Below are 24,576 nucleotides of genomic sequence, written 5' to 3' on the forward strand. Positions count from 1 at the left end.
AAAATTGAAAGATGGATAAAGCACAATATAAAAACGTTTATGTCTTCATCGAGCAAAGAGAAGGCATTATCCAAAACGTGGCTCTGGAATTGTTGAGCAAAGCCAGAGAATTAGCTGATGCCTTGAACGAGAAAGTGTATGCCATGCTATTAGGTCATAACCTTTCCACGCAAGCCCAAGAATGTATTGCTTACGGTGCCGACACCGTGTTGCGTGTAGACGCACCGGAACTCGAAACCTACACGACGGAACCTTATGCCCAAGCAATCCACCAAATCATCATCGAGAACAAGCCGAGCATCGTGTTAATCGGAGCCACCACGATCGGTCGTGACTTGGGTCCCCGCCTGTCCGCACGGGTTGAAACCGGATTGACGGCAGACTGTACCGGATTGGAAATAGCCGAGGACGGCGGTCTGTTAATGACTCGTCCCGCGTTCGGGGGAAACCTCATGGCCACCATCATTTGTAAAGAACACCGCCCGCAGATGTCAACCGTACGTCCCGGGGTAATGCGCATGGCACAACGTGACTTGAACCGGAAAGGCAACATTGAAGACGTGAAAATCAATTTCGACAAATCTAAATTCCGTGTACGTGTTATCGAAACCGTGAAAGAATCCAAAAATCTGATCGACATCACCGAGGCTAAAGTTCTTATCTCCGGAGGTCGCGGAGTAGGTAATGCAGAAGGATTCGATATGTTGCGTGCAATGGCAGGTACCATCGGTGCGGAAGTATCCGCTTCCCGTGCAATGGTTGATGCCGGAGTTCTCGGTCACGAACGTCAGGTAGGACAAACCGGTAAAACCGTACGTCCCGACTTGTACTTCGCTATGGGTATTTCCGGAGCCATCCAGCACCTTGCCGGTATGGAAGAATCCGACTTCATCATCGCCATCAACAAAGACAAGTTTGCCCCGATCTTCAACGTGGCAGACTTGGGTATCGTTGGCGACGTTCGCAAGATCGTTCCTCTTCTCACCGAAAGACTGAAAAAATAAAACCGATAAAAAATGGAGCCTGTAACGGGCTCCATTTTCATTCTCCCTTTCTCACCTTCCGGAACGCTTCCGTTCCCATCGGTATTTGCACCAAGCCACTACAACCGAACTGATCACACCTCCCACGATGCTCAAAATTCCTGCCACCAAATTATCCGCCAATTGCGTGAAAAATGCATTCAAACTCAGCGTGAAAAATATTCTGGTAAAAAAATAAAAACCTTCAACAGATCCGTTTCCAACTGCTTCTTCTCCCTCGCCGGGAAGGTCAGCCGCCCAATCAACTCGCTGACCGCACTAACTATACCTTGCACCGGTTTCATATTCTTTCTTTCAAACAAACATATTGACTCTGCGACAACTCTTTCCCGTCCGGGGAAACAAAATAACAATAGACGTGTACCTTCCGCCCCGGCTTATGCGCCACCCAAAAACACGCTCCTCTATCATTCCGGGTAACACCTTCGCTCACCAACACCGGAGAAAATGAACACTCTTCTTTCAATACCACCACTTCCAATCGATCCTGTCCTTCTCTCAACTCGCTAATCCACCCGTTTCTCCATTCCAACGTCACCCTCCCCGCCGGAGCAATCCATCCCTCCAAACTATAAGCCCGTTGACGCTTTCCCACCGTGAACTGTAACAACGCGAAGTCCGCAATTCTCCCATCTGCCCCAAAAGCTTTCAGATTCATTTTCATGAACAAAGCATACCCGCTAACACATCTCCCTCTAGTCGCCACACTCAACACCTGTTTCAAAGGCATCTCTTTCAACCGCTGGTAAAAACACACTGCCGCCCGAAATCTTGCTCTCATCACTTGTTGTTTTTCCGTGTTGGATTTATTCTCTTTCACCCTCCTTTTTAAAAACGTCTTGCCCCCCAACCGGAACAGAACATAATCCCCTATCCGTCCCCTAATTCCCAAACAATTTTTTACTTCTGCCATAATACTCTCGCTTTAAATGGATACTAATTTCAATTCTCTCTCATTTTACTGAATGCAAAATTACACCCGCCCCGATACTTCATTACTACACGTGAAGCACACGTGTAGTAACTTACTTTATAACGCTCTATTTATCAGCACTATTTTTTACCCCTACAAACCATCTTTCTCATCTCTTTCCCGTTCAATCAAAACGATCAACCGCTTCAAGAACACCGTCAACTCTTTTTTCCGGTTAAATATATCCCGCTTCAATTCCCGGTAATTAGGCAACTCTATTCCCAATACAGACTCCATCAACTTGATAATCTCGTCATATTCCATCAACTTGCCACCCGGTGTCCACAACACCTTTGCCAAGAAAAGCCCCAAGGCCAATTCAACAATCTCCATCTTAAACGAACCCGAGCGCCAAACGGCAAGCGGTCCCCCCTTCAACCTCGCCCCGAACCACTCCGGGTACTCCAATCCTTCCCGCACCAGCTGGATCTCACGTTCCACCAATTCCAACACGGCAACCGCACACCGACTGACTATCTTCTTTTTTTTCCATCCCGTCACCAGACCGGAACATCTCGCACGAAACCGCCAATCGGACCCGTACCCGCTCCAACCCACGGGCAACCACCTTGTAATCCCGTCCCTCGTCAAGCCACCTCTCCAAATCCCCCATGAACTCCTGTACCATCAAACCAATCTCTTCCCTTGTCATCTCTTCTTGAGTATCCTCCAACCAAGAGAATAACCTCGCTTTCATTAAATTTCTCATAATTCTATATTTTAATTTATAAAACAAAAAAGCCCCGGGAACTCATCTCCCGAGGCGTATCCTCTATCTTCATCAATTAATCAAATCGTCAGCAATCACTAAATCCCAAAATCATAAATCATAAATCTAAAATCCCCCCAACCACTCTCTCGATATCTTTATCCGTCAACATCGGTCCCGAAGGCAGACACAACCCTACCTCAAATAACCTCTCGCTTGTCCCGTTCCCGTAAAAAGGCGCATCCTTGAACACCGGCTGCAAATGCATCGGCTTCCACAACGGGCGGCTCTCTATATTATCCGCATCCAAAGCCAACCTCACGTCCTCACGTGTGAAGCCCGCCTTTTCCGGTTCCACCGTGATACACGTTAACCAATAATTCGAATTAAAATCTCCACCCCCCGGCTGACACATCACGTTCACTCCTTTCACCCCCTCCAGCAACCTCACGTACAAATCATGTATCTCTCGCCTTCTCCTCACGTGCTCTTCCAACACGAACATCTGCCCCCGACCTATCCCCGCACATATATTACTCATCCGGTAATTATACCCTATCTTCTCGTGTTGGTAATGCGGAGCCTGTTCCCTCGCCTGCGTGGCGTAAAACAACGCCCGTTTCGCCCGCTCTTCACAAGGGCAAACCAATGCCCCACCGCCCGAAGTCGTGATAATCTTATTCCCGTTAAACGACAACGCCGCATACTCCCCAAAAGTACCGCACTTCCGTCCCTTGTATTCCGAACCCAACGCCTCCGCCGAATCCTCCAACACGGGTATTTTATATCTATCAGCAACTTCCAAAATCTCATCCATCTTCCCCGGCATCCCGTACAAATGCACTGGAATAATCGCTTTCGGCAACCGCCCCGTCTTCTTCAACCTGTCCTCTATCGCCTCCTCCAACAACACCGGATCCATATTCCAAGTATCCGCCTCACTATCCACGAACACCGGAGTTGCCCCCTGATAAGCGATCGGGTTCGCCGATGCCGAAAACGTGAAACTCTGGCAAATCACCTCATCCCCCTCTCCCACACCTAAAAGTATCAACCCCAGGTGCAACGCCGCTGTCCCTGCACTCAACGCCACCACACACTTATCCTCATTTTCAACTTTCAATTCTCCATTTTCAATTAAAAAATCCCTCAAGGATTTCTCGAAGGCGTTCACGTTCGGTCCCAGCGGTACCACCCAATTCGTTTCAAATGCCTCACGTATAAACTCCTGCTCTCGTCCACCCATGTGAGCGAGAGAAAGCCAAATTCTATCTTTCATACTATTATCTCAAAAATTCTTCTTCCAAATCTTTTCTAATAATCGTGTAAATAATAATTTTCATATCCAACACGAAACTCCAATGCTTAATATAATTTTTATTAATCCTCACCTTATCCGGAAAAATCACTTCATCATTATATTTTTGAGGATCTTCTACCTTAGCTAACACCTCTTCCTCACATCGGTACTTCAAACTAGCGGGTCCCGTTATCCCCGGTTTCAATTTCAACACTTCCCGCTCCTCCCCAGTTAGACAATCCACGTATCCGGGAACATCCGGTCGAGGCCCTACGAAACTCATATCTCCTTTCAACACATTCCATAACTCCGGCAATTCATCCAATTTATATTTTCTCAACACCGCTCCTAATGGAGTTATACGACTTTCCCCCGCCACAGACACCGACGAACCACTATGCCTCACCGTCATGCTCCTAAACTTATACATCGTGAATAAACATCCCTCCTTACCTACCCGTTTTTGCTTAAATATCACCGGACCATCCGGCATTTTCACTCGTATCAAAATCACGACGGCTAATAAAAAAGGCCATAACACACCTAAGCCGAGCAATGCCATGAAACGGTCAAACACCTCTTTTAGAAACATAATAAAAAGATTAACTCAACATTATTACATCACTGCAAATACAATTTCACAACACCCTTTTGCATATCGCATTAAATGTATATCCACAAAAACAATACATGGAATAAAAAACAGACAAATGTTCTATATCTCGATACACTTTCCATACGTCTTTTGCCGCTTTCCATTTTTTAGAAGTATTAGAAGTTGCTACAAGTCTATAAGTTGCCAGACACTCCTTTAATCCATACGCCTTAAAACCTCGTTTCATTATTAACAACCACAAAGCCATATCATGACTACTTCTAATTATAGGCATCCTAAAATCGCCAACAACATCTCTATCGATCACAACCGTTAGACAGCCTATAATTGTATTACATAAATAACGACAATAAGAAAGCTTAGAAGGAACTTTTACAATTTTATTTAATCGTTCTCCATCTTCTTTCATTATATCATAACTTGAGAAAGAAAAAGGAATATTATGTTCTAACATGTATTTCACTTGATACTCCAATTTATTCTCTCGCCAAACATCATCACTATCCAAAAAAGCAATAAATCTTCCTCTAGCATTCTCTAGCGCTATATTTCTAGCCGCAGCCGCCCCAACATTATACTTCAGTGCAATTAATCGTATCCTACAATCTTTCTCAATATATTGATTAATAATCTCTACCGAATTATCTTGCGAACAATCATCTACAATTAATAATTCCCAAGTCACATAACTTTGCTTCAACACAGACCATATTGACTCCCCTATAAAACGAGAAGAATTATAGGACGGCATTATAACAGAAACTAAATCTTCCATAAAAAGACCTCTCAATCTAATTCTGAAATAAAATCCCGTAATTTTCCATTCCAAGTATGTAATGTTTGTCCCCAAACAATCTTGAAATCAACATCTTTTTTAAAGTATTTATCCAATTCTCGCTGCAATATATATTGATATTCCGGTTGATTTTGTTCTATTCTCAAATCAACCTTTCCTATCTCCTTTTGTATTGCTTGATAATTTAAAGAAATACTAGTAGTCAGTGCAATATTCTTAAACACATAATAAAACATCAAACTAGGATATTGTTGCACATACCCTTTAACACATTTACCAACACGCCCAAGAATATCCAATATTACAGAATGCTCCCTACCGCATTTACATCTAAAGGTCTTATCCGCAAGTTTCACATAATCACCTAACTTATAGCGAATAATTGGAAATGAATACGACAATAAATTTGTTACTACAATTTCACCATTCACCTCTTCTACGATAACATTTTCCATGCAAATATGCATATGTCCTCCTTCCGGACATTCGTATGCTATAATTCCAGATTCAGTAGAACCGTATTCACTAATCATTTTTAGACCAAATGCTTTTTGAATTTCCTCTTGATAACTCTCGTAAATTTTCTCTGAAGTCCCTTTTACCATTTTTAACTTGAAATCATTCTTCCTCTCTGGTAACTGATTCACCATTTTTGCCGTTTCATAAATCATAGAAGAATATCCTTCTAAATATGCTGCTCTTCTCAAACGTTTTATAAAACGTTTCAACTCTTCTTTGTCATATGAAAACATTCTAAAACGATTCTGCAAAAAATCAAGAAATGCAACTTTATACTTTTGCTTTTTATCTATATTATATCCCCAGAAATAACCATTTTTCTCCCAAACTTTCACACCATACCAATGATATCCCCTAAACATTGCAGCCCGATGTCCCGATTCCCATTCTTCATTTCTATAAAATTTCAAGACTTGACCCGTTGTACCTGAAGTTTCAGAAAAAAACAATTTCTTAAAACGATAATCCGATTGTATTCTTTCATTTTCCCTTAGAAGAATATTTTTATCAATAATCGGTAATACTTTTATGTCATCAACACACGTAATTTTTTGTGCATTAAACCCTACTTGATCAAACAATTCTCTATAAAAAACTGAATGCTCATACACAAATTGAAAAAAAACTTTTGCCTTTTCCAATTGATATTTCTGCAACTTTTCTAATGACCAAAAATCAGATTCTTTCAAAAAATTATAATACTCCAAAAGAGAAGGATTCCTTTTGAGCATCCCTAAATAATAAATTAATCGATGTAGCATTAATACTATTTCTTTATTCTTCTATATATGAAATCACGCACAAGTGCATGTATATCTTTAAATTTAAAATGACTTATATTGCCAATAAAATTTTTCCAATTGTTCCTTCTATATTTTCTCATCCGTTGAAACACCATGTCGTAGTAAGATTCATTAGCAACGATATCACATAACAAAGTATTCAGATATTCAAACCTATATATTTTAGGTACATGACATTCTTCAACTTGCTTTGGGAAAAAATCATCTCCAATATAAATATAACTATACGAGATTGACGGATCACTTTTTTCCAGATCTACATTTATCAATACAGAATATCTCAATGGTTCCCACACCATATTAAAAACGAAGTTTCCTATGGAATAAAATATATATTTATCTTTATAACATTCAAAACCTTGCAACAAATGCGGATGCATTCCCACAATCAAATCAAACCCCAAATCTACCAACCAATGGGCAAATCTTTTTTGCTCTTCATAAGGTCTGTCGATAAATTCATTTCCCCAATGAATATAAACAATTTTGAAATCACTATCAGAAATCTTCTGATATTCTTCTTGTATTTCTATATATTCCGGACAATACCAATATAATGGTTCTTTTGAAAAATTTTCTGTACGTACAGAAAAGCCAAGTATACTAACCTTCTTATTTTGATGTTCAAATGTTACACTTTTTCGAATATTATCTCCAAATATACCACACCCCAATTCAGAAAGATTTCGGAGCATTTCCCTATAGGCAACTTGTCCATGCTGCATCACATGATTATTTGCCACGCCATAATAATCAAAATGCTTTATATGAGCTAAATATTGAGGGGCTATCAAAAATTGTCGTTTATATATTCCTTCTTTATCCGAGGAACTTGCACAAACACCCTCAAAATTTCCGACCCAAACATCTTCAGCTTCTCTATCCAAATGTACATATGGATTATTTCTTTTCATTAGACTCGTTCCAACTCCGAATCCAGTATCAAAAAAACCATCCGTTAAATTAATATCTCCGGCTAAATGAATCATCTAAATGATCTATATATAGTTTCTAATCTTATTAATGTATTTATTTGTTTGCCCAAAGAGAATTTGTTAAGAAATAGCAACGCTTTCCGTATTTTCCACAAAAAGGAAACAATATTTTTAATTATAGCATTTTTATAAACAATATGCAAAGTACAATAAGCCTTCCGAAATCCAAAAGTCCTTATCAAATAATCTTGTATATTTGTAGGATGATTTATGGAACGTTCTCCATCAGATATAAAGCGTTTATTTTTTTCATTCAAATAATGAACACATAAAGCATAGACAAGTGAATTACTTATATGATACCTCAAATAATCATAATCAAAGAAAAATTCTCTTAAATCCACATACTCTTCATAAGAATCAACTATCGCAAAAGCTACCAATTTATTATTATCATTAAGAAATACACCCCACCATTCAATTGATTCATTCGATTCCTCAAATCTATCCATAAACATATCTTCCAAATTCCTATCTTTATGTTGGCTACGTTTTTTCATAACTTTCATAAATAGCTGATGAATTTCATCCTTAAATTCCCATTGATTTATTTTTCTAGTAGTTGCATTATTTAATCCTTTATTAATCTCATTACGATATTTAGATTTCATTTTAGATAAATCTATTTTATCATCTTTAATAACATACCACCATTCTGTTGACGATCTCATGTCAAAATCAGTTATATACTTTGCCATGAATACATTCTCTGTATGCAGAAGGTGATACATTTCATCAAAATCCAAATTAGAATTTATAATAGATTTATTTACAAGTACATGATTATAATTTATCCATGCCATAATCATTTGGTCTTTAATAACATTTCGTACACACCATGAGCTTTTAGAGCCAACCTATCCCAATTATATCTTTCTGCTAAAATAATAGCATTCTTGCTTTTAAAATCTAACAAGGCTTTTTCAGATAAAATCTTTAACAATCCTTTCGCAATACAATCAACATTCACTTCGGTACCCCACCCAGCATCCACATCCTCAATTTCCTCTCGCATATTAGAACCTTGCGTAACCAAACAAGGCAAACCATAAGACAAAGCTTCAATTAACGCCATCGGATGCCCCTCTAAACGTGACGTCAAAATAAAAAAATCATTATCTAACAATACCTTTTCTTTCACTTTTCCAAATACAGCTCCATAATGATAAAAAACAATATCATCCAAATGTTTTTTACGCACATAATTATCTAAATATTCAACTACACCTTCTCTATCTTGACCATATATATGAATTGAACACTTAGCTTTACGCAGTTCATCTTGCACCTCATTACATGCCTCAACCAACAAATCAAGACCTTTATGATACAAAGTTAAACGCCCGATGAATACACCTTTTAATCCTTCTCGTGAAAAAAATTCTTTTCTGTTAGAAGGGGGAGTTATCCCATTCCCAATAATAATATGCTTCTTATTCCACTTATCACCAGATTCTTTATATTCATTTTCTGTCAAATACTGTATTGCAAGTGCTTTTCTCGTAAATTTCCAAAAGAAAAGCAAATTACCAATCCATTTTTTCACAGGTTTAATTTTTTGGGCTGGAGCCGTCAAAGAACTTCTAGGGATAATAATATATGGTATTTTCTTTTTCCAAACATCAAAGACGATTGCTTTAAAAGCAAATATATATACTGTTTCAAATACAACTAAATCAGGAGTATCAAAAGGAGCAGGTAAATCCTTAAGACGTCCGCTCGGATAATCCTGTAACGAATGATAATAATTTGTTATTTTCCATTCTTCAGTTTCACCCATCCACAAATTGTACCAAAAAACATTATCACATTTCCCTTGAGCTCTTACTTGATTAGGGATACTCCAATACAAACCAGTATCTTTATTAGCATATATCCTAGAACAAAACAAAATATTCATATATATTTCCTATAATAAACAAGTATCAATTTCGTTTTAATAATTATCATTCATTAGATAACATAATTCAAAAAATCACACGAAATTCTTATCGTCACACCAAACACTTTTCCGCGCGGCGGATAATCATATTTTCAGATAATCATCAATCGATAAAGTGAGTTCCATCCAATATTTTCTATAAAGACATAGATTCATTTTTTTTAATCAATCTTGATAATGCGGCAACAATTGAAAAAATATACCACATCGATAAAAATGTTGCGAATCCACCTGATTTCATCGCTAGCATTAAAATATACAAAAACAAACACATCGGAAGTGGTGTTTTTTGTAATACTTCAACAGAATCTTTAAACAATAAAACATAAAACGCGACTAGACACAAAAGAGCAACAACTCCTCCTGTTACTAACGTATGAATCAAAAGATTATGGACTGGTAAATGTTCATTAAAACGTATAGAACGTTCCAAAACGTACAACGGTTCTCCACACCCAAATAATGGATAATCAGAAAAAATATCCATTGCTTGTACCATCAACATATCACGTCCACCATTACTACCATACTTAACCACGTCTAATAGACGTTCCGCCATTACAAACTCTTCCTTTGTCCCCATCCAATAAATCACAAACAACACTGAAATCAATAATACTGGAGAAAATACAAGAATTCTTTTTTTCCAACTAGCAATAGAATACCAATACATTATCATCGTTACTATTATCATTGCTAAAAAAGCCCCTCTTGAACCACTTGCTACAACCATGAAGAATATTGGTAATGCGAAAAATATCAAAACCAATCGCTTAACCCGCCACTTAAAAACATCAAAAATGATAAATGATGATAATACTATAAATGATAATGCAAAACGCCCTCCTGTTGTATTAGCGTTTTCCCCAACTATCGCTAAACGACCATTATGAAAATCAAAAGCTCCTGGGAGCAAATTCAAAAGAAAAACTAAAGCGACAAGCCCCGAAGCAAAAGAAAAACAAAACAAAGATTTAAATAATAACTTTTCATCCCTTTCAAAATAGATCAACAATATAACAAACGTCAACATAGCCAACGCATACTTCAAAAAATACACCAGATAAAACACATCAAATAGATTAATCTGGTGAAAAATACTTGAAAGGAAAGTAATTAACCATACTCCCAGCAAAGCAAAAATATAATTGCCATAACTAAAAGTATGTAGTCTATTTCTTTTAGAAAAAAATGCTACACAAATGAATAATAATAAAAACAGTTGAGTAAATACAGACCCACCTTCTGAGCTTGCACTTCCCCAGAAAGAAACCCCTCCTAGCCCTAAAAAAAACGAAAATAGAAGTAATAAAAAATTATCAATCTTCATTACTTTGGCTAAAAACAGAAGTACTAGACTTATCTATATCAGTTTTTACTATTTTAGCTGGATTTCCAGCTGCCACAGAATTTGCTGGAACATCTTTAGTTACAACAGAACAAGCTGCAATAATTGCATTATCACCAATAGTTACCCCTTTACAAATCCGCACATGTTCCCCAATCCAAACATTCTCTCCAATAATAATAGGGGCACTCGCTGCATGTTTCCAACTCCTCAAGTCTGATCCATGAGGAGTCCTTCTCATAATTCTACGATCAATTGGATTAACTGGATGAGTATTATTATCCTGTATTACAGTATTACTGGCTATTGCCGTATCTTTCCCTATTGTAATCATATTAGAGCAATTTATATGTGAATTCACTCCTATTTTCGAGTATTCACCCATAAATATTTTACCATGATTACAAGATGTAAGTACACCATACATATTTACATGAGAATCTAAAGTTATATCTGAAGGCATAGACCCATCATTCAATATGATCTTACTAAATCTATTAAAAGTTTGCCCACTCCCGAGCAACTTAACCCTTCTCCTTAAAGTTCTCTTTTGAAAAAGAGAAAACATCTTAACTAAAACGTTTTTCATTAACATTTCCAAATATTTTACATATTAACTTACATGCTATACTATATACCTTTTCTCTCTCTGTTCCAGACAATATAATCTTCCCAAAAAATAAACATTGAGTAATTAACGCCGTCAACACAACAGAAATAAAACGAAGCCATTCATTTTCTATATAATGAAAAATATAAGCCACTAAAAGACTCACCGAGAACATCATACAAGATTTTAAAACGACATTCCATAAATAGTCTTTTATAATTAATCCCACGTATATTTTTGAAAAATACAGCGTTACACACAATGTCATTACTTGAGCAAAAATCATCACCCCAAAAATACTATTAATCGAAAATCCCCAAGCAAATAATCCACATCCTATCAAAAGAGGCAATAACAACAATATCGATATCGCTATCTGATAATACTTTATTCTACCATCAGCTTGTAATGCCCGCACTAACCCCGGATACAATTGCATTATTAAAAATATCCATATCGTCCAACGACAAAATTCAATTGTATTCACGGGAACTTCTTTCAACCAAAAACGCAATATTAAAGGTAATTCAGACAATAATATCACTCCCCACAACGAAGATAAAAAAAAGGAAAACTTACATGACAACATTGCTAAATAAAGCATTCTTGACTGATTTTCGCTACCTTTACTTTTCATTATCTGTGGAGCAATAGCACTAGTCAAAGTTTGAGAAAAAGACACTAACAATCCGTTCACTTGATTAGTTATTCCGTAAGCCGCATTAGCCAAAGTTCCCCAAAATACATTCAAGACAACAGCTGTCCCTTGATTTCGACCAACCTGAGCAGCAGCTCCCAAGGTATTCCAACCACAAAATGCAAGAATCTCTTTTAATATTTTAAAATCAACACCCCTTTTTATATCTATTTTTGTTTCTTGATAATGCCATTGACACCACCACCATTTAATTATATAGCCAACAAAAGTTATCAATAAAGTAGAAACAGCAAAAACAACCAAGGCATCATAGGGTGTATAATATAAATAAAAAGCTGCCAATAGTTTCAACACGACTAACAATATTTCAACTAATGCAAAAAACCACATATCCTCCCTTGCATTTATAGCAGCATTATAAGGAACTCCTACAATTGTCACAAATAATGTAAACGCAACAATATGATAAACCAATTTAGCAACATCAAATCGTTCTAAATCAAATTTCAATATTCCATCAAACAACCATAATCCTAATATCTCAATTACAAAAAATATTAATAACGCTATTGCAATATGAAGTATAAAACTAGTATTAAATATTTTAAACAATTTTGAGGCATCATTACTCCCCAAACATACAGACAAATATCTCTGTGTTGAAACCATCATTGCCCCATTTAGAAAACTTAAAATAGCCACACTTCCAGCTATCAAATTATAAATACCAAAATCTTCTACTCCTAATACATCTAAAATAATTCTTGTTGAAAATAAAGTTATAAATGCTGTCAACACTATTTTCACATACAAAAATACAGTATTGACAATCACCACATTAGAAGGCTTCATTAATAATAATAATATTTAATATACATACACTTAATTCATTACAAATAGAATCCTTTAAACCAATTCACAAATTCCCTTATTCCTATTTTAAGAAATACATTCGGATTATATCCTACATTTTTTTGTAAACTCCCAATATCCGCATAAGTCTGATACACGTCCCCCGGCTGCATCGGCAAATAAACTTTCTCCACTTCTTTTCCCATAGCCCGCTCTAGGTTCTCAATAAAATCCATCAACCGCACGGGAGAGGAACAACCAATATTATACACGCTATGTTGACGATCTTTATTAACTCCCGGCACCTTGTCCAACACACGAATCATCCCCTCCACGATATCATCGATGTACGTAAAGTCCCGCATCATATTCCCGTGATTAAATACCTTGATAGGCTCCCCGTTCATGATCGCTTTAGCGAAAAGCATGGGCGCCATATCCGGTCGTCCCCACGGACCGTAAACCGTGAAAAATCTCAAACCAGTGGCAGGCATCCCGTAAAGTTTGGAATAGCAACTCGCCATCAACTCGTTCGCCTTCTTCGTGGCAGCATACAGGCTCACGGGCTCATCCACCCGATCGTCTTCCGAGAAAGGTACTTTATCGTTTGCCCCGTACACGCTACTCGAGGAAGCGTAAACCAGATGTCGAACATGATTATGCCTGCAACACTCCAAAACATTGACAAATCCCACGAGATTACTATCCACATAAGCAAACGGGTTCTCAATTGAGTAACGGACTCCCGCCTGAGCTGCAAGGTTTATCACACGCTCGAACTTCTCCCGCTCGAATAATCCCGGTAATTCTTCCCGGTCCTCGAGATTCAATTTTATAAATCGATATAACGGGTACCTCACACTTTGTACCGGTTTCCCGTATTCAACGCATTCCCTATCAATCCCCGCTTCTGCCAAACGGGCGTATTTCAAGTTTACATCGTAATAATCGTTGATATTATCCAGTCCCACCACTTCATCACCACGCTCGAGCAAATGCCGGGCAACATGAAACCCGATAAAACCGGCTGCACCTGTCACCAGTATTTTCATTTATCCTATTTTATAATACTCAAAACCGTTCTCCTCCAGCTCCCGCCTCTCGTATATATTCCGCCCATCAATCACCACACGACCATTCATCGATTTTTTCAACACGCTCCAGCTCGGTACCCGGAACTCTTTCCACTCCGTGACAAGCATTAAAGCATCCGCATCGACCGTCGCCTCGTACATATCTTTACAGTAAACTACCGTATCCCCGATTCGGCGATGACACTCGTCCATAGCGATAGGATCATACACTTTCACCGTCACACCCGCATTCAACAACAAATCAATCAACACCAGAGCGGGCGCCTCACGCATGTCATCCGTTTCCGGTTTGAAAGCCAAACCCCACAACGCTACAGTTTTCCCCTTCACATCCCCGCTAAAATGATTCACAAACTTGCGGAACAGAACCGACTTCTGACGCTCGTTCACGCTTTCCACCGCCTTCAACACCTGCATCTCGTAACCGTTTTGCTCGGCAGTCTTGATCAACGCTTTCACGTCCTTCGGGAAACAACTTCCGCCATACCCGCAACCCGCGTACAGGAATTTCTGCCCGATACGGGTATCTGCCCCGATTCCCTTACGCACCATATTGATATCTGCGCCAACAAGTTCACACAAGTTCGCCACATCGTTCATAAAAGAAATACGGGTTGCCAACATCGAGTTAGCGGCGTATTTAATCATCTCGGCAGAAGGTATATCGGTAAAAATCATCCGATCATTGGTCAACATAAAAGGACGATAAAGACGGGTCATGCTCTCTTTAGCACGGTCACTTTCCACTCCCACGACAACACGGTCCGGACGCATGAAATCCTCTACCGCCGCCCCTTCCTTCAAAAACTCCGGGTTAGAAGCCACGTCAAACTCGAGCGTCACACCACGCTGTTCCAGTTCCTCCCGAATTGCTTGTTTTACCTTAATTGCCGTTCCCACGGGTACAGTACTTTTGGTCACCACCACCAGATATTTATTCATGTTGCGTCCCACGGTTCGTGCCACCTCCAACACGTACTTCAAGTCTGCCGAACCATCCTCGTCAGGGGGTGTCCCCACGGCACTAAACACGACCTCCACCTCGTCCAAAACCTCGGTCAAATCGGTCGTGAAATGCAACCTTCCCGCCTTCACGTTTTTGTGTACCATCTCTTCCAGTCCCGGCTCGTAAATCGGGATCATCCCATGTTGTAACTGTTCTATCTTCTCTTTATTCACGTCAACACAAGTTACATCAACTCCCATTTCCGAAAAACACGTCCCGGATACCAAGCCCACGTAACCGGTTCCCACTATCGCTATCTTCATAATTATAAATTAAATAATTCTACCCACACGTTTTATTCAATTCCTCGAACTGCCGCTTCGCCAAAATATAAAAAACCTCCGATACCAAACCAAAGTCCGCTTCCTGTCCCGCTTGTCGGAAACGTTCGATCCTCTCGTCCTCCTCCCGCTCCACGCTGACCCGTAAACGAGTCCGTTCCTCGTTCAACCGCTCCAGTTCTTCTTTGGGTAATTCCATTGCCCCGACCACATCATTGTACAAACAAATAGCACTCCACCACGCCAACAACACATCACGTTCCCCGCCTCGCCTATATCCCAATGCTTCCATCACCAACCTCCCCGCCAATTCACCACACACCTCATCTCCGGCAAAATAGTAACAATTACACAGTAACCGACAAACATTCGGTGTCCGACAAGGCAAAGCGATTTTACCATTCTCCCGCACCGAGAGTATCTGGTAAGCCGCATCCACACCATTTTTCAAGTACCCCAAGTCCGAGTATACCTGATAAACATCCATCATATCCGCCGCATACCCCACCCGGGTATCCACGGGAATATCCTCATTCCTCAACTGCCCCGAGTATAGCCGTGCAATCTCTTTCGCCCGCTCGTGAATATCACCAGGGTGACCGAAAGTCCCCTCCAACCACGGGTACACCCGTACCATAGAATACACTGTTAAGTAACCGTGTAACAAGCCAGACAATTGCCCCGGGGGATACGCCCGGATATCAAGCATGTTCAATCGCTTGTACAAATCGTGAAATAAACCTTTTTCCATTTATATTTCTTGATTTATGATTTTAGATTTATGATTTCAATTGTACTTATCGATACTTTTTTAATCGCAAATCATAATTCATGAATCTTAAATTAATTCGATTGTTCTATTCTACTCTATTTTTTCAAGAAAGGAACCCGGAATATAAGACGTGGCTATCGATGCCACACCGTCCAAACGGATCACCACTCGTTTGTGCCCTCTCAAACGTACCAACTCTCCCGTTAACCCTTGCAAGGGACCTTTGAGCACCCGCACCCGGTCACCTCGCTTGAGGTCCTTGTTCAATATCTCGATGCCACCCGGCGAAAAATCCAACAAGAACATGAAATTCTCCATCTGCTTGTCGGGAACAATCAAAGAACAACGCCCTTCTATATCTTTCAGGTAAACGATATTCAAGGAATACTCGTTAATCAAGGAGAAACTCGTGGCTTTATCCGTACGGATAAAAATCATACCATGGATCAAAAGTACACGAATAGTCTTACGACCCAGCGGGGTATCCCGAACCTGCTCCTCACGCGGGAGAAAATTCTCGATCCCCAACTCGTCCAACTTTTTCTTGATAAATAATTCCTGATTTACCCGCGTATAAGCGACATACCAGTGTATTTTTTTCTCCTCGATCATGTAATTGTTGATTCTGTTACGAAAAGCGATTCTCCACCTTCTCGCCATTTTCCCGGCACACTACGTCCGGATGCGCTTCGCGCACTGACCCTATCACGGGTTTAGATTATTTATTGCCATGTGTTTCACGCACCCCACTTAAACAGTGATATTTCTTATAGGTACACGAAAACTGTTTCGCCAAACGACATTTTAATATGAAAAAACCATCGTTTATTGACATTAATAAAATTTACTCTTTAATCAAATCTGCAAATCCGCAATCATCTAATTGCGAGTAATAAAAAATATTGTCATGAAAATTTGCGATAAACAAAAATGATGTATATTTGCAACGCAATAAACGATCGATAAATAATACGCTCTAAATTATTGCTAAACACTCTTCTACAAACAAGAATATTCCATTTAATCCAATACCTGAACCTAGAGAGAACCCATTGTAATCCTACCCAAGTAATACCGTAATCATACCCCATCTCCGGTCTTCCTCCGTTCATACCCCGTACATCCTATTATCTTCCATATAGAAACACCGAAGATGCACGATAGCAAACACAGCCCCATGTACTGATTACCCTAGTTCTTCGGTAGGATTATATTGGGTCCTCTTATTGGTCACACAAATTACATGAACGTCTTGCCCGCATGACTTCACGGTTGAATATCACCGGCAAAACAGTAAAAAAAACAGCTACACAAGAAACTAAAAAAGAAACGACCGAGAATTTTACTTCCCGGTCGACCTCTTAAAAGTTATATCAAAGAATCTTCCTTATTTCACAAAAACATCCTGATTCCAAGTGATACCGCTTATATCTGTAAGGATTAACTCGTATTTTCCGACAGGTAATCCCGTGATAGCCTCATCCCGGATCGTCAACTCCGCCTTTCCCCCCAAAGGGAGCACCAGACTATACTTGCCGGGCTGCACCTTCGCGACGTACTTGTTTTGAATGCCTGTTCCCGGGAAACGGGACAACTCTTCCCCATTTTTATCAAACACAATATTTCCCGCTGTATCTTTTAGCGTAATCCCGATCAAGAATGAGCCGTACACATCAACCCCCTCTACCCGATAGACCGTAAACTGCAATTCCCCTTGTTTGATACTTGCATCAGAAATTTCAATCTTCGGTTTCACAGATTTATTGTGTAAAGGTCCCCAAACACCATTATGAAAAACCTGATTCGTGAAGAGCGTCAAGAACAGGATGGCGACAGAACCAACCATGACCACTCGATTCACTTGTTTTACAGATAACGGCAAGTCACCGGAAGTCAACCATCGCGACCATTGGCGATCACGTAACCACGTTATTCGGGAGAGTAGAAAGTGATCCGCCGAATATCGCCCTCCCCCGGACAAGAAAATCGTGAATCCCGCCGCGACACCAAGTATTCCGATTTGCCATTCATCCAGACACGTGGTTCCCAACCAACCGGAACCGAGTAGAATACCTCCTGCCAACGCCATCACTCCCACACTCATCAGACGTGTAAAGAACCCGAGCATAAAAGACAATCCCACAATACATTCCACCAACGTGAAAACAACCATCGCCCACCATAACAATTCCGGGTGAGTAACCAAGTATTCGATAACGGATTTTATACCTATCGAATTCGGGAGAAAGTGATTAAACTTTTCTCCGATATACCCGGCGGTATCGGGTATCAATTTGTTTTCCAGCACCAAACGACGCCAAAAGGCCGAAAAATAAGTCCAACCTACCACCAAACGCAAAGCCAGCGTGAACAAACCCGTTAACGCGTACGAGCCTGTAACATTTTGTTTATCCAGAGAAGCCATATTATAATAGTTTTTTTAGTAATTCCGGTATTTCAATGCTTCCCCCCTCTATTTCCCTAATTTTCATTTCTCCCTCGGACGTCAGGGAAAAATTCATCTGCCGCTTGTCATTATCCCCGATGGTTCGTCGGATAAAACCTTTACTTTCCATGGATTTAATCACTTTCGAGGTATTCGAATTTGTTAAATTCAATTGCTCGGCAATCTCCCCGGAAGAAAGTTTTTCCATTCTGGAGAGACAGCACAAGACCATCCCCTCGTTCAAACCCAATTGATAAACTTTCTCGAAACGAGCTTCAAATTCTGCAATTGCCCGATACATATCCCGTATCTTACACAAGGTATCCATACTAATCGCGTTTATTTTTTGGGATAAACATACTCAACAACAAGCCTCCCATCGCGGCTCCCCACAAAGAACTATATAGCGGTGAGGACGTGATCGGACAAGTCCCGCTCGCGCATCCCACGAACCGCCAATACAAGAAACCACCCAACGCCCCTAATAAAACCCCCAACAAAGTTAAACCATATCGTTTGAAAAATACTTTCGCCATAATCAATCCTCCTGCTTTTAATTACTTCATAATTTATAAATTCACTTTTCTAATGAAACACATATACAAAAGTATCGTATATTTTCCAATAAAACAATTTTCCAATGGAAAATATTTAAATTCTCTCGATAAAAAATACATCACAAAAAAACCTCGGGTTTTCTCACCCGAGGTTTTCCTTGTTAATCATCTATTATTTCAATAAAGCTAAGTATTCATACGTTTGAACAAAAAAGCAGAATTCTTTGATTTCATAAATTTCTCCAAATGTTCTATTTGTCGCATGGAATGAATATCCCCTGAAAGGTAATCTATCACCCCTGCATCCGACAGTATCTGCGCACCACGCGTAGCTTCTTTCCCATAGAACCCGGTAAAGGACAACAAATTCACCTGCATTTTACACCCTCTGTTTTTCAACGTATTCACACGTTCCAGTATACATCCCGCGTAAAACGGGTATCGTTCGGGGTGAGCCAGCACCGGGATATACTCTCTCTCCTGTAACCGGAAAACGACCTCTTCAAAAGAAGGCGAAGGAGATACAAAACTATGTTCTATCAAAACTCTTCTTCCTTGAAACGAAGCGATGTTATCCCTCTCGATCAACTCCAGCATGTATTCTCCTACTTTATATTCCGCCCCCGCGTCCGCATCCAAAGAAATCCCTTCTTTCAAAAGACATTCCTTTAATAAGTTCAACCTGTCCCGTATGATCTCCGGGGTATTCATGGGTGAAGGAAAAGAGATGTGAGGGGTAAAAGAAAATCTTCTGACTCCCAATGCCAACATCCTTTTCACGATAGCGACCGACTCCTCGATCGTCTTCACGCCATCATCCAATCCCGGCAATATATGGGAATGCATATCATGCTCGTAAAAAAAATACTGTTTATTCTCTTTTTGAAACCAAGCCATGGGAAAGAAATTATTTCGACTTCTTCTTCTTTGTATTTTCCTGACCATAGCCATAACCGTACCCATAGCCATAACCGTATCCGTATCCATAGCCTCCGGAGCGACTCAACTTGATTCCATTCACCACGATTCCCAGATTTTCCAAACGATTTCCTTTCTCCAAATCGGAAATTACTCGCAATCCTTTTTTGTCCAATACATTTGCCCGAATCACGTACACACAAGCATCCGCGTACCCGCTCAACGAGAAACCGTCAGCTAAAATTCCCAAGGGAGGGGTATCCATGATGACATACGAAAACTCTTTCTTCAAATTTTCCAGCAACTCACCCATCCGGGGACTAGCAACCAACTGTGTCGGATTCGGCGGTACGGTTCCCCCGAATATCACGTACAGATTATCATCCACTTTCTCCATGATTTTACCCGGATCATCTTCCATTCCGGCAAGATAAGCAGACAAACCTTTTCTATTCTCCCGTTTGAAATACTCGTTCAGCCGAGGATTCCGCAAATCACAACCGATAACCACCACTTTTTTGCCGGCCTTAGCGTAAGCATTCGCCAAATGAGCCGCAACCAGAGATTTCCCTTCTCTCGGGATCGTGGACGATACCATAATCACAGGAGTCGCTTTTTGTTTGATCAGGTAATTCAGATTTTCGCGAATCAAATGCATGGATTCCGACATCATGAAATCATCCTGATCAACGGAAGTCTTACCATCTTGTAACTGAGGCAATGTACCCAGCAGGGGTGAATGTATAACTTTCTCCACTTCCGATGCATCCCTTACTTTCGTATCCCACAAGTCCATCACAAACAACACACCGACAGGCAACGCTATCCCCATGAACATACCGAATAACAAGATCAACATTTTTCTCGGTGCAACCGGTCGTTCTCCCGGATCCGGATTTTCAATAATCTTCGCCATAGGCACATACATCAATTTAGCGATCTCGGCTTCTTCTCGTTTTTGCATCAAGAACAAGAATAAATTTTCCTTTAATTCTTGTTGACGAGCGATAGAACGGTATTGTTTTTCTTGCGTTGGTACAGATGTCAATTTTTTCTCCACTTGCTGGCTTTCCCGCTCTAAATTAGCAATTTTAATATCCATTCCCTTTTCCACGTTCGCGATAGCCGAGAGAATACTTTTCTTTAACTCCCGAAGTTGCATTTCCAATCCTGTTACGATTGGATTACTCTCGCGGGCAGACAGCAATAACTTCCCTCTCCGCAATACCAACTCGTTGTATTTACTGATTCCACTATTCAATGCCTCGTCTGATAATCCCAAACGCTCCGGCAATATTCTAAACTCTTCTCCTTCATTCCCCTCGAGATAAGCCCTCACGCTTTTTACAACCTCCATCTCCATCTCAAGTTTTAACAACTCTGCTTCAGTGACTTTTTTACGTTCCATCACGAACGCCGCATCAGAGGCGATATTAGTCAATTGATGTGCCTTTTTAAAACTCTCCGCATCATTTTCAATGTCGCCCAATTCTTGGTTGATCACCCGTAAACGTTCGTTGATAAAATCTACCGTTTTAGCCGAAACAAGTTGCTTGTCACCGATCCCGTTCTCGTTATAACGACGAATCATCGTGTAAAGAAAATCCTTCCCTTTCTCCGGATTTGTTTCTTTCAATAAAACCTGAACAGCACTCGTGTTTTTCTCAAGCAAAGCAACTTCCAATTGCTTGTGAAATTTAGTTGTAGCCGACTCGTATGATATAATATCCACCCGGATCTCATCATCTACCGAAGCCAAAGAGTCACTTTTTTCTATTGCTATATTATAACCTCCCATCGGGATGGCTGTAGAGTATTTCCCTTCGAATGCAAGATTTTTATCAGCATCATACACTTTTATTTTATTCGCACTTTCGAGCATCACATAGATTGTCGTGTCCTTGATATTCCGGGGAATATCTACCAGCACCTTAATCGGAGTACTTCTATATAATTTCTCCTCCCGCAACATCTTCCTCCGGGTATAATCAATGTTCAGTTCCAACTCTTTCACCACATCCATAACCAAGTTTTTGGACATGAGTTCAACAATCTCATTCTCCACCAACATATTCCCTTGCAAAAATCCCAATTCCTTCAACATGGGATTCACTCCCAGTTCTCCTTTTTTGGAATCACTGATCATAACTTTTGCCCCGACTTTATATACCGGAGTTGAACTAAAACAAATGTACAGGGCGAATCCCACACACAAAGGTACACTGATTGCGAACCACCACCAACGTGCCAAAAGTTTATAGAAAAAAGCCCGCAGATCAAAATACTCTTCTTCTTCCGTCTGTAATAAATTGTTTTCCTGATTATTCGTTTTCATGCACCTAACACGATTTCATTTACACTATTTCACGATTAAAGTAATTAAAGCCACGATTGTCGACATACTTGACAATATATAGGGCAAGAAAGCACTGACACTTCCTCCCGCAATCCGTCCCTTGTTGGGTTCCACGTACACGACATCATTCTGTTGTAAATAGAAAAAAGGCGAATCGATAAATTCACTCGATGTCAAATCTACACGAGTAAAGATTTTTTCGTCACCTTGCTCCCGCATCACCAGTACATTTTTCCGTTTACCGTTAATCCCCAAATCTCCTGCCATACCAAGGGCATCTAATATTGAAACTCGTTCACTAGCGACTTTATAACTGCCGGGATTTTTTACTTCACCCAAAATGGTCACTTTAAAATTCTGGAATTGAATCGTCACGATAGGATTCTTCAAGTAGACCGACAACTTCTCTTTTAATAATTCCGCCAAATCATTCCGCGAAATGCCTTCTACTTTTATTTTTCCTAAAACCGGAAAATCAATCTCCCCGTTCTTATCTACCAGATACCCACGCGGAATCTGTTGGGTAGTCGTGGTATTTACTTCCCTGCCCAAACCGATCATTGGCGTGTTAAAGGGCAATGCCGATTCCAGATCATCACATGACACGATAATAGATAATAAGTCATCCGTATGAATCACGGTCTTGTATTCACACTCTGCCTTTATTCTTTTATTAACTTCAACATCCTGCAGATACACGACTTTCTTACGGGAACCACAAGAAAAGAGCAACATTCCCCCAAACAGGAATAAAATAATTCTACCCCAAGTATACATATATTCAATATTATTATTTTTTGATCTAAATTCAAGAATTTGTTTTTTGTAAATCACGAATGACGTTTACCACCCGTGCGATATCCTCGTCGGTCAACGTTGGTCCCGACGGCAGACACAAGCCGATCTCGAACAAATGTTCACTCGTTCCATTGCCATAAAATGGAGCATTTGCAAACACGGGTTGTAAATGCATCGGCTTCCACAATGGTCGGCTCTCGATATTATCCGCATCCAATGCTAAACGGACGTCTTCTCTCGTAAATCCTGCTTCATTCGAATTCACCGTGATGCATGTCAACCAGTAATTAGAATCAAAATCCCCACCTTCCGGTTGACTCATCACACGCACACCTTTCATTCCTTCAAACAGATGTGCATATAAATCATGTATTACCCGTCTTCTATTAATATGTTCTTCCAGCACGAACATTTGTCCCCGCCCTATACCGGCACATATATTACTCATCCGATAATTATACCCGATACAAGAATGCTGATAATGAGGAGCCTTATCCCTTGCTTGCGTGGCATAGAATAACGCCCGCCCGGCAGTATCGTTACAAGGACACACCAAAGCCCCCCCGCCCGAAGTCGTGATTATTTTATTCCCGTTAAAAGACAGTACCGCATACTCTCCAAACATTCCACACTTTTTTCCCTTATACTCGGATCCGAGTGACTCTGCCGCATCTTCTAAAACAGGGATTTCGTATTTTCGGGCTATTGCCAGTATTTCGTCCATTTTTCCGGGCATACCATACAAATGAACCGGTATAATGGCTTTTGGCTTTTTACCAGTCATGGCAATTCTATCGTTAATCGCTTTTTCCAACAATACCGGATCCATATTCCACGTATCCGGTTCACTATCGACAAACACCGGTTTTGCTTCAAGATAGGCAATAGGATTGGCAGATGCCGCAAAGGTAAACGATTGGCAGATTACCTCATCCCCCATCTTCACTTCTAACAGAATCAACCCCAAATGTAATGCTGCCGTTCCCGCACTCAACGCCACAACACTTCTGCCCCCATCTCCCGATTCGCCGTTTCCTGTCAAAAAATCCTGCAAAGATTTTTCAAAAGCATTCACGTTTGGACCTAACGGTACAACCCAATTCGTGTCAAATGCCTCTTGTATAAATTCCTGTTCTCTTCCCCCCATGTGGGCAAGAGACATCCAAATTCTTGAATTCATTCTA

General features: G+C 40.1%; 25 protein-coding genes and 1 pseudogene. 1 reads left to right on the top strand and 25 read right to left on the bottom strand.

Going from position 1 to position 24,576, the window contains the following annotated elements; all coding sequences use genetic code 11:
* Positions 1–11 precede the first annotated feature (11 nt).
* Positions 12–1,004, top strand: a complete 993-nt coding sequence (locus H8S64_RS16575; protein ID WP_099289817.1) for an electron transfer flavoprotein subunit alpha/FixB family protein — start codon at positions 12–14, stop codon at positions 1,002–1,004.
* A gap of 51 nt (positions 1,005–1,055) precedes the next feature.
* Here the strand turns inward: H8S64_RS16575 and H8S64_RS22620 are convergent, their stop codons facing one another.
* The 25 genes and pseudogenes from H8S64_RS22620 to H8S64_RS16695 all read right to left on the bottom strand — a co-directional run bounded on the left by H8S64_RS22620 (position 1,056) and on the right by H8S64_RS16695 (position 24,572).
* Positions 1,056–1,187, bottom strand: a complete 132-nt coding sequence (locus H8S64_RS22620; protein ID WP_255301816.1) for a hypothetical protein — start codon at positions 1,185–1,187, stop codon at positions 1,056–1,058.
* Between the two features lie 136 nt (positions 1,188–1,323).
* Positions 1,324–1,956, bottom strand: coding sequence for a hypothetical protein (locus H8S64_RS16580; RefSeq protein WP_186977524.1), 633 nt, complete (start codon positions 1,954–1,956; stop codon positions 1,324–1,326).
* A 153-nt stretch (positions 1,957–2,109) separates the two neighbouring features.
* Complete coding sequence (locus tag H8S64_RS16585) at positions 2,110–2,517, bottom strand: RteC domain-containing protein (RefSeq protein ID WP_186977526.1); 408 nt, start codon at positions 2,515–2,517, stop codon at positions 2,110–2,112.
* Positions 2,447–2,725 carry a hypothetical protein gene (locus tag H8S64_RS16590; RefSeq protein WP_186977528.1) on the bottom strand — a complete coding sequence of 93 codons (279 nt, stop codon included), beginning with the start codon at positions 2,723–2,725 and terminating at the stop codon, positions 2,447–2,449. The genes H8S64_RS16585 and H8S64_RS16590 overlap by 71 nt, the downstream gene beginning before the upstream one ends.
* A gap of 118 nt (positions 2,726–2,843) precedes the next feature.
* On the bottom strand, positions 2,844–4,004 hold the full coding sequence (locus tag H8S64_RS16595; RefSeq protein WP_186977530.1) for a DegT/DnrJ/EryC1/StrS family aminotransferase: 1,161 nt from the start codon (positions 4,002–4,004) through the stop codon (positions 2,844–2,846).
* Positions 4,005–4,008: 4 nt separating this feature from the next.
* Positions 4,009–4,617 (bottom strand): sugar transferase, encoded by a 609-nt coding sequence (locus H8S64_RS16600; RefSeq protein WP_186977532.1) that lies wholly within the window; start codon positions 4,615–4,617, stop codon positions 4,009–4,011.
* Positions 4,618–4,663: 46 nt separating this feature from the next.
* The gene (locus H8S64_RS16605) at positions 4,664–5,416 is read right to left on the bottom strand and encodes a glycosyltransferase family 2 protein (RefSeq protein WP_255469577.1); all 753 of its coding nucleotides are present in this window, start codon (positions 5,414–5,416) and stop codon (positions 4,664–4,666) included.
* A gap of 11 nt (positions 5,417–5,427) precedes the next feature.
* Positions 5,428–6,717 (bottom strand): phenylacetate--CoA ligase family protein, encoded by a 1,290-nt coding sequence (locus H8S64_RS16610; RefSeq protein ID WP_186977534.1) that lies wholly within the window; start codon positions 6,715–6,717, stop codon positions 5,428–5,430.
* A gap of 5 nt (positions 6,718–6,722) precedes the next feature.
* Positions 6,723–7,748: a CapA family protein gene (locus tag H8S64_RS16615; RefSeq protein ID WP_099289810.1), complete on the bottom strand. Its 1,026-nt coding sequence runs from the start codon at positions 7,746–7,748 to the stop codon at positions 6,723–6,725.
* Positions 7,745–8,557, bottom strand: coding sequence for a hypothetical protein (locus H8S64_RS16620; protein ID WP_141560851.1), 813 nt, complete (start codon positions 8,555–8,557; stop codon positions 7,745–7,747). The genes H8S64_RS16615 and H8S64_RS16620 overlap by 4 nt, the downstream gene beginning before the upstream one ends.
* 2 nt (positions 8,558–8,559) lie before the next feature.
* Complete coding sequence (locus H8S64_RS16625) at positions 8,560–9,654, bottom strand: glycosyltransferase family 4 protein (protein ID WP_186977535.1); 1,095 nt, start codon at positions 9,652–9,654, stop codon at positions 8,560–8,562.
* 178 nt (positions 9,655–9,832) lie between these two features.
* Positions 9,833–11,026, bottom strand: coding sequence for an O-antigen ligase family protein (locus H8S64_RS16630; RefSeq protein ID WP_099289807.1), 1,194 nt, complete (start codon positions 11,024–11,026; stop codon positions 9,833–9,835).
* Positions 11,027–11,069: 43 nt separating this feature from the next.
* Positions 11,070–11,219, bottom strand: a pseudogene (locus H8S64_RS22920) (DapH/DapD/GlmU-related protein); the annotation flags it as partial.
* Positions 11,220–11,613: 394 nt separating this feature from the next.
* A complete protein-coding gene (locus H8S64_RS16640; protein WP_099289806.1) occupies positions 11,614–13,164 on the bottom strand; it encodes an MATE family efflux transporter in 1,551 nt (516 codons plus the stop codon).
* A 38-nt stretch (positions 13,165–13,202) separates the two neighbouring features.
* Positions 13,203–14,216 (bottom strand): NAD-dependent epimerase, encoded by a 1,014-nt coding sequence (locus H8S64_RS16645; protein WP_099289805.1) that lies wholly within the window; start codon positions 14,214–14,216, stop codon positions 13,203–13,205.
* Positions 14,217–15,527 (bottom strand): UDP-glucose dehydrogenase family protein, encoded by a 1,311-nt coding sequence (locus H8S64_RS16650; protein WP_099289804.1) that lies wholly within the window; start codon positions 15,525–15,527, stop codon positions 14,217–14,219.
* Between the two features lie 19 nt (positions 15,528–15,546).
* Positions 15,547–16,296, bottom strand: coding sequence for a hypothetical protein (locus tag H8S64_RS16655; protein ID WP_099289803.1), 750 nt, complete (start codon positions 16,294–16,296; stop codon positions 15,547–15,549).
* Positions 16,297–16,407: 111 nt separating this feature from the next.
* Complete coding sequence (locus tag H8S64_RS16660; protein ID WP_369860453.1) at positions 16,408–16,977, bottom strand: UpxY family transcription antiterminator; 570 nt, start codon at positions 16,975–16,977, stop codon at positions 16,408–16,410.
* Between the two features lie 727 nt (positions 16,978–17,704).
* Positions 17,705–18,742: a TQO small subunit DoxD gene (locus H8S64_RS16665; protein ID WP_186977536.1), complete on the bottom strand. Its 1,038-nt coding sequence runs from the start codon at positions 18,740–18,742 to the stop codon at positions 17,705–17,707.
* A gap of 1 nt (position 18,743) precedes the next feature.
* The gene (locus H8S64_RS16670; protein WP_099289795.1) at positions 18,744–19,091 is read right to left on the bottom strand and encodes a MarR family transcriptional regulator; all 348 of its coding nucleotides are present in this window, start codon (positions 19,089–19,091) and stop codon (positions 18,744–18,746) included.
* 1 nt (position 19,092) lies between these two features.
* A complete protein-coding gene (locus H8S64_RS16675) occupies positions 19,093–19,299 on the bottom strand; it encodes a DUF6132 family protein (protein WP_186977537.1) in 207 nt (68 codons plus the stop codon).
* Between the two features lie 207 nt (positions 19,300–19,506).
* Positions 19,507–20,217, bottom strand: coding sequence for a tyrosine-protein phosphatase (locus H8S64_RS16680; RefSeq protein WP_186977538.1), 711 nt, complete (start codon positions 20,215–20,217; stop codon positions 19,507–19,509).
* A gap of 10 nt (positions 20,218–20,227) precedes the next feature.
* Positions 20,228–22,573: a GumC family protein gene (locus H8S64_RS16685; RefSeq protein ID WP_186977539.1), complete on the bottom strand. Its 2,346-nt coding sequence runs from the start codon at positions 22,571–22,573 to the stop codon at positions 20,228–20,230.
* 24 nt (positions 22,574–22,597) lie between these two features.
* Positions 22,598–23,371 (bottom strand): polysaccharide biosynthesis/export family protein, encoded by a 774-nt coding sequence (locus H8S64_RS16690; protein ID WP_099289791.1) that lies wholly within the window; start codon positions 23,369–23,371, stop codon positions 22,598–22,600.
* A 31-nt stretch (positions 23,372–23,402) separates the two neighbouring features.
* Entirely contained in the window at positions 23,403–24,572 is a 1,170-nt protein-coding gene (locus H8S64_RS16695; RefSeq protein WP_186977540.1) for a DegT/DnrJ/EryC1/StrS family aminotransferase, read from the bottom strand.
* Between the last annotated feature and the right edge of the window lie 4 nt (positions 24,573–24,576).

Origin of the sequence: Butyricimonas hominis (assembly GCF_014287455.1) — a bacterium.
In the GTDB taxonomy this organism is placed as follows: Bacteria; Bacteroidota; Bacteroidia; order Bacteroidales; family Marinifilaceae; genus Butyricimonas; species Butyricimonas muris.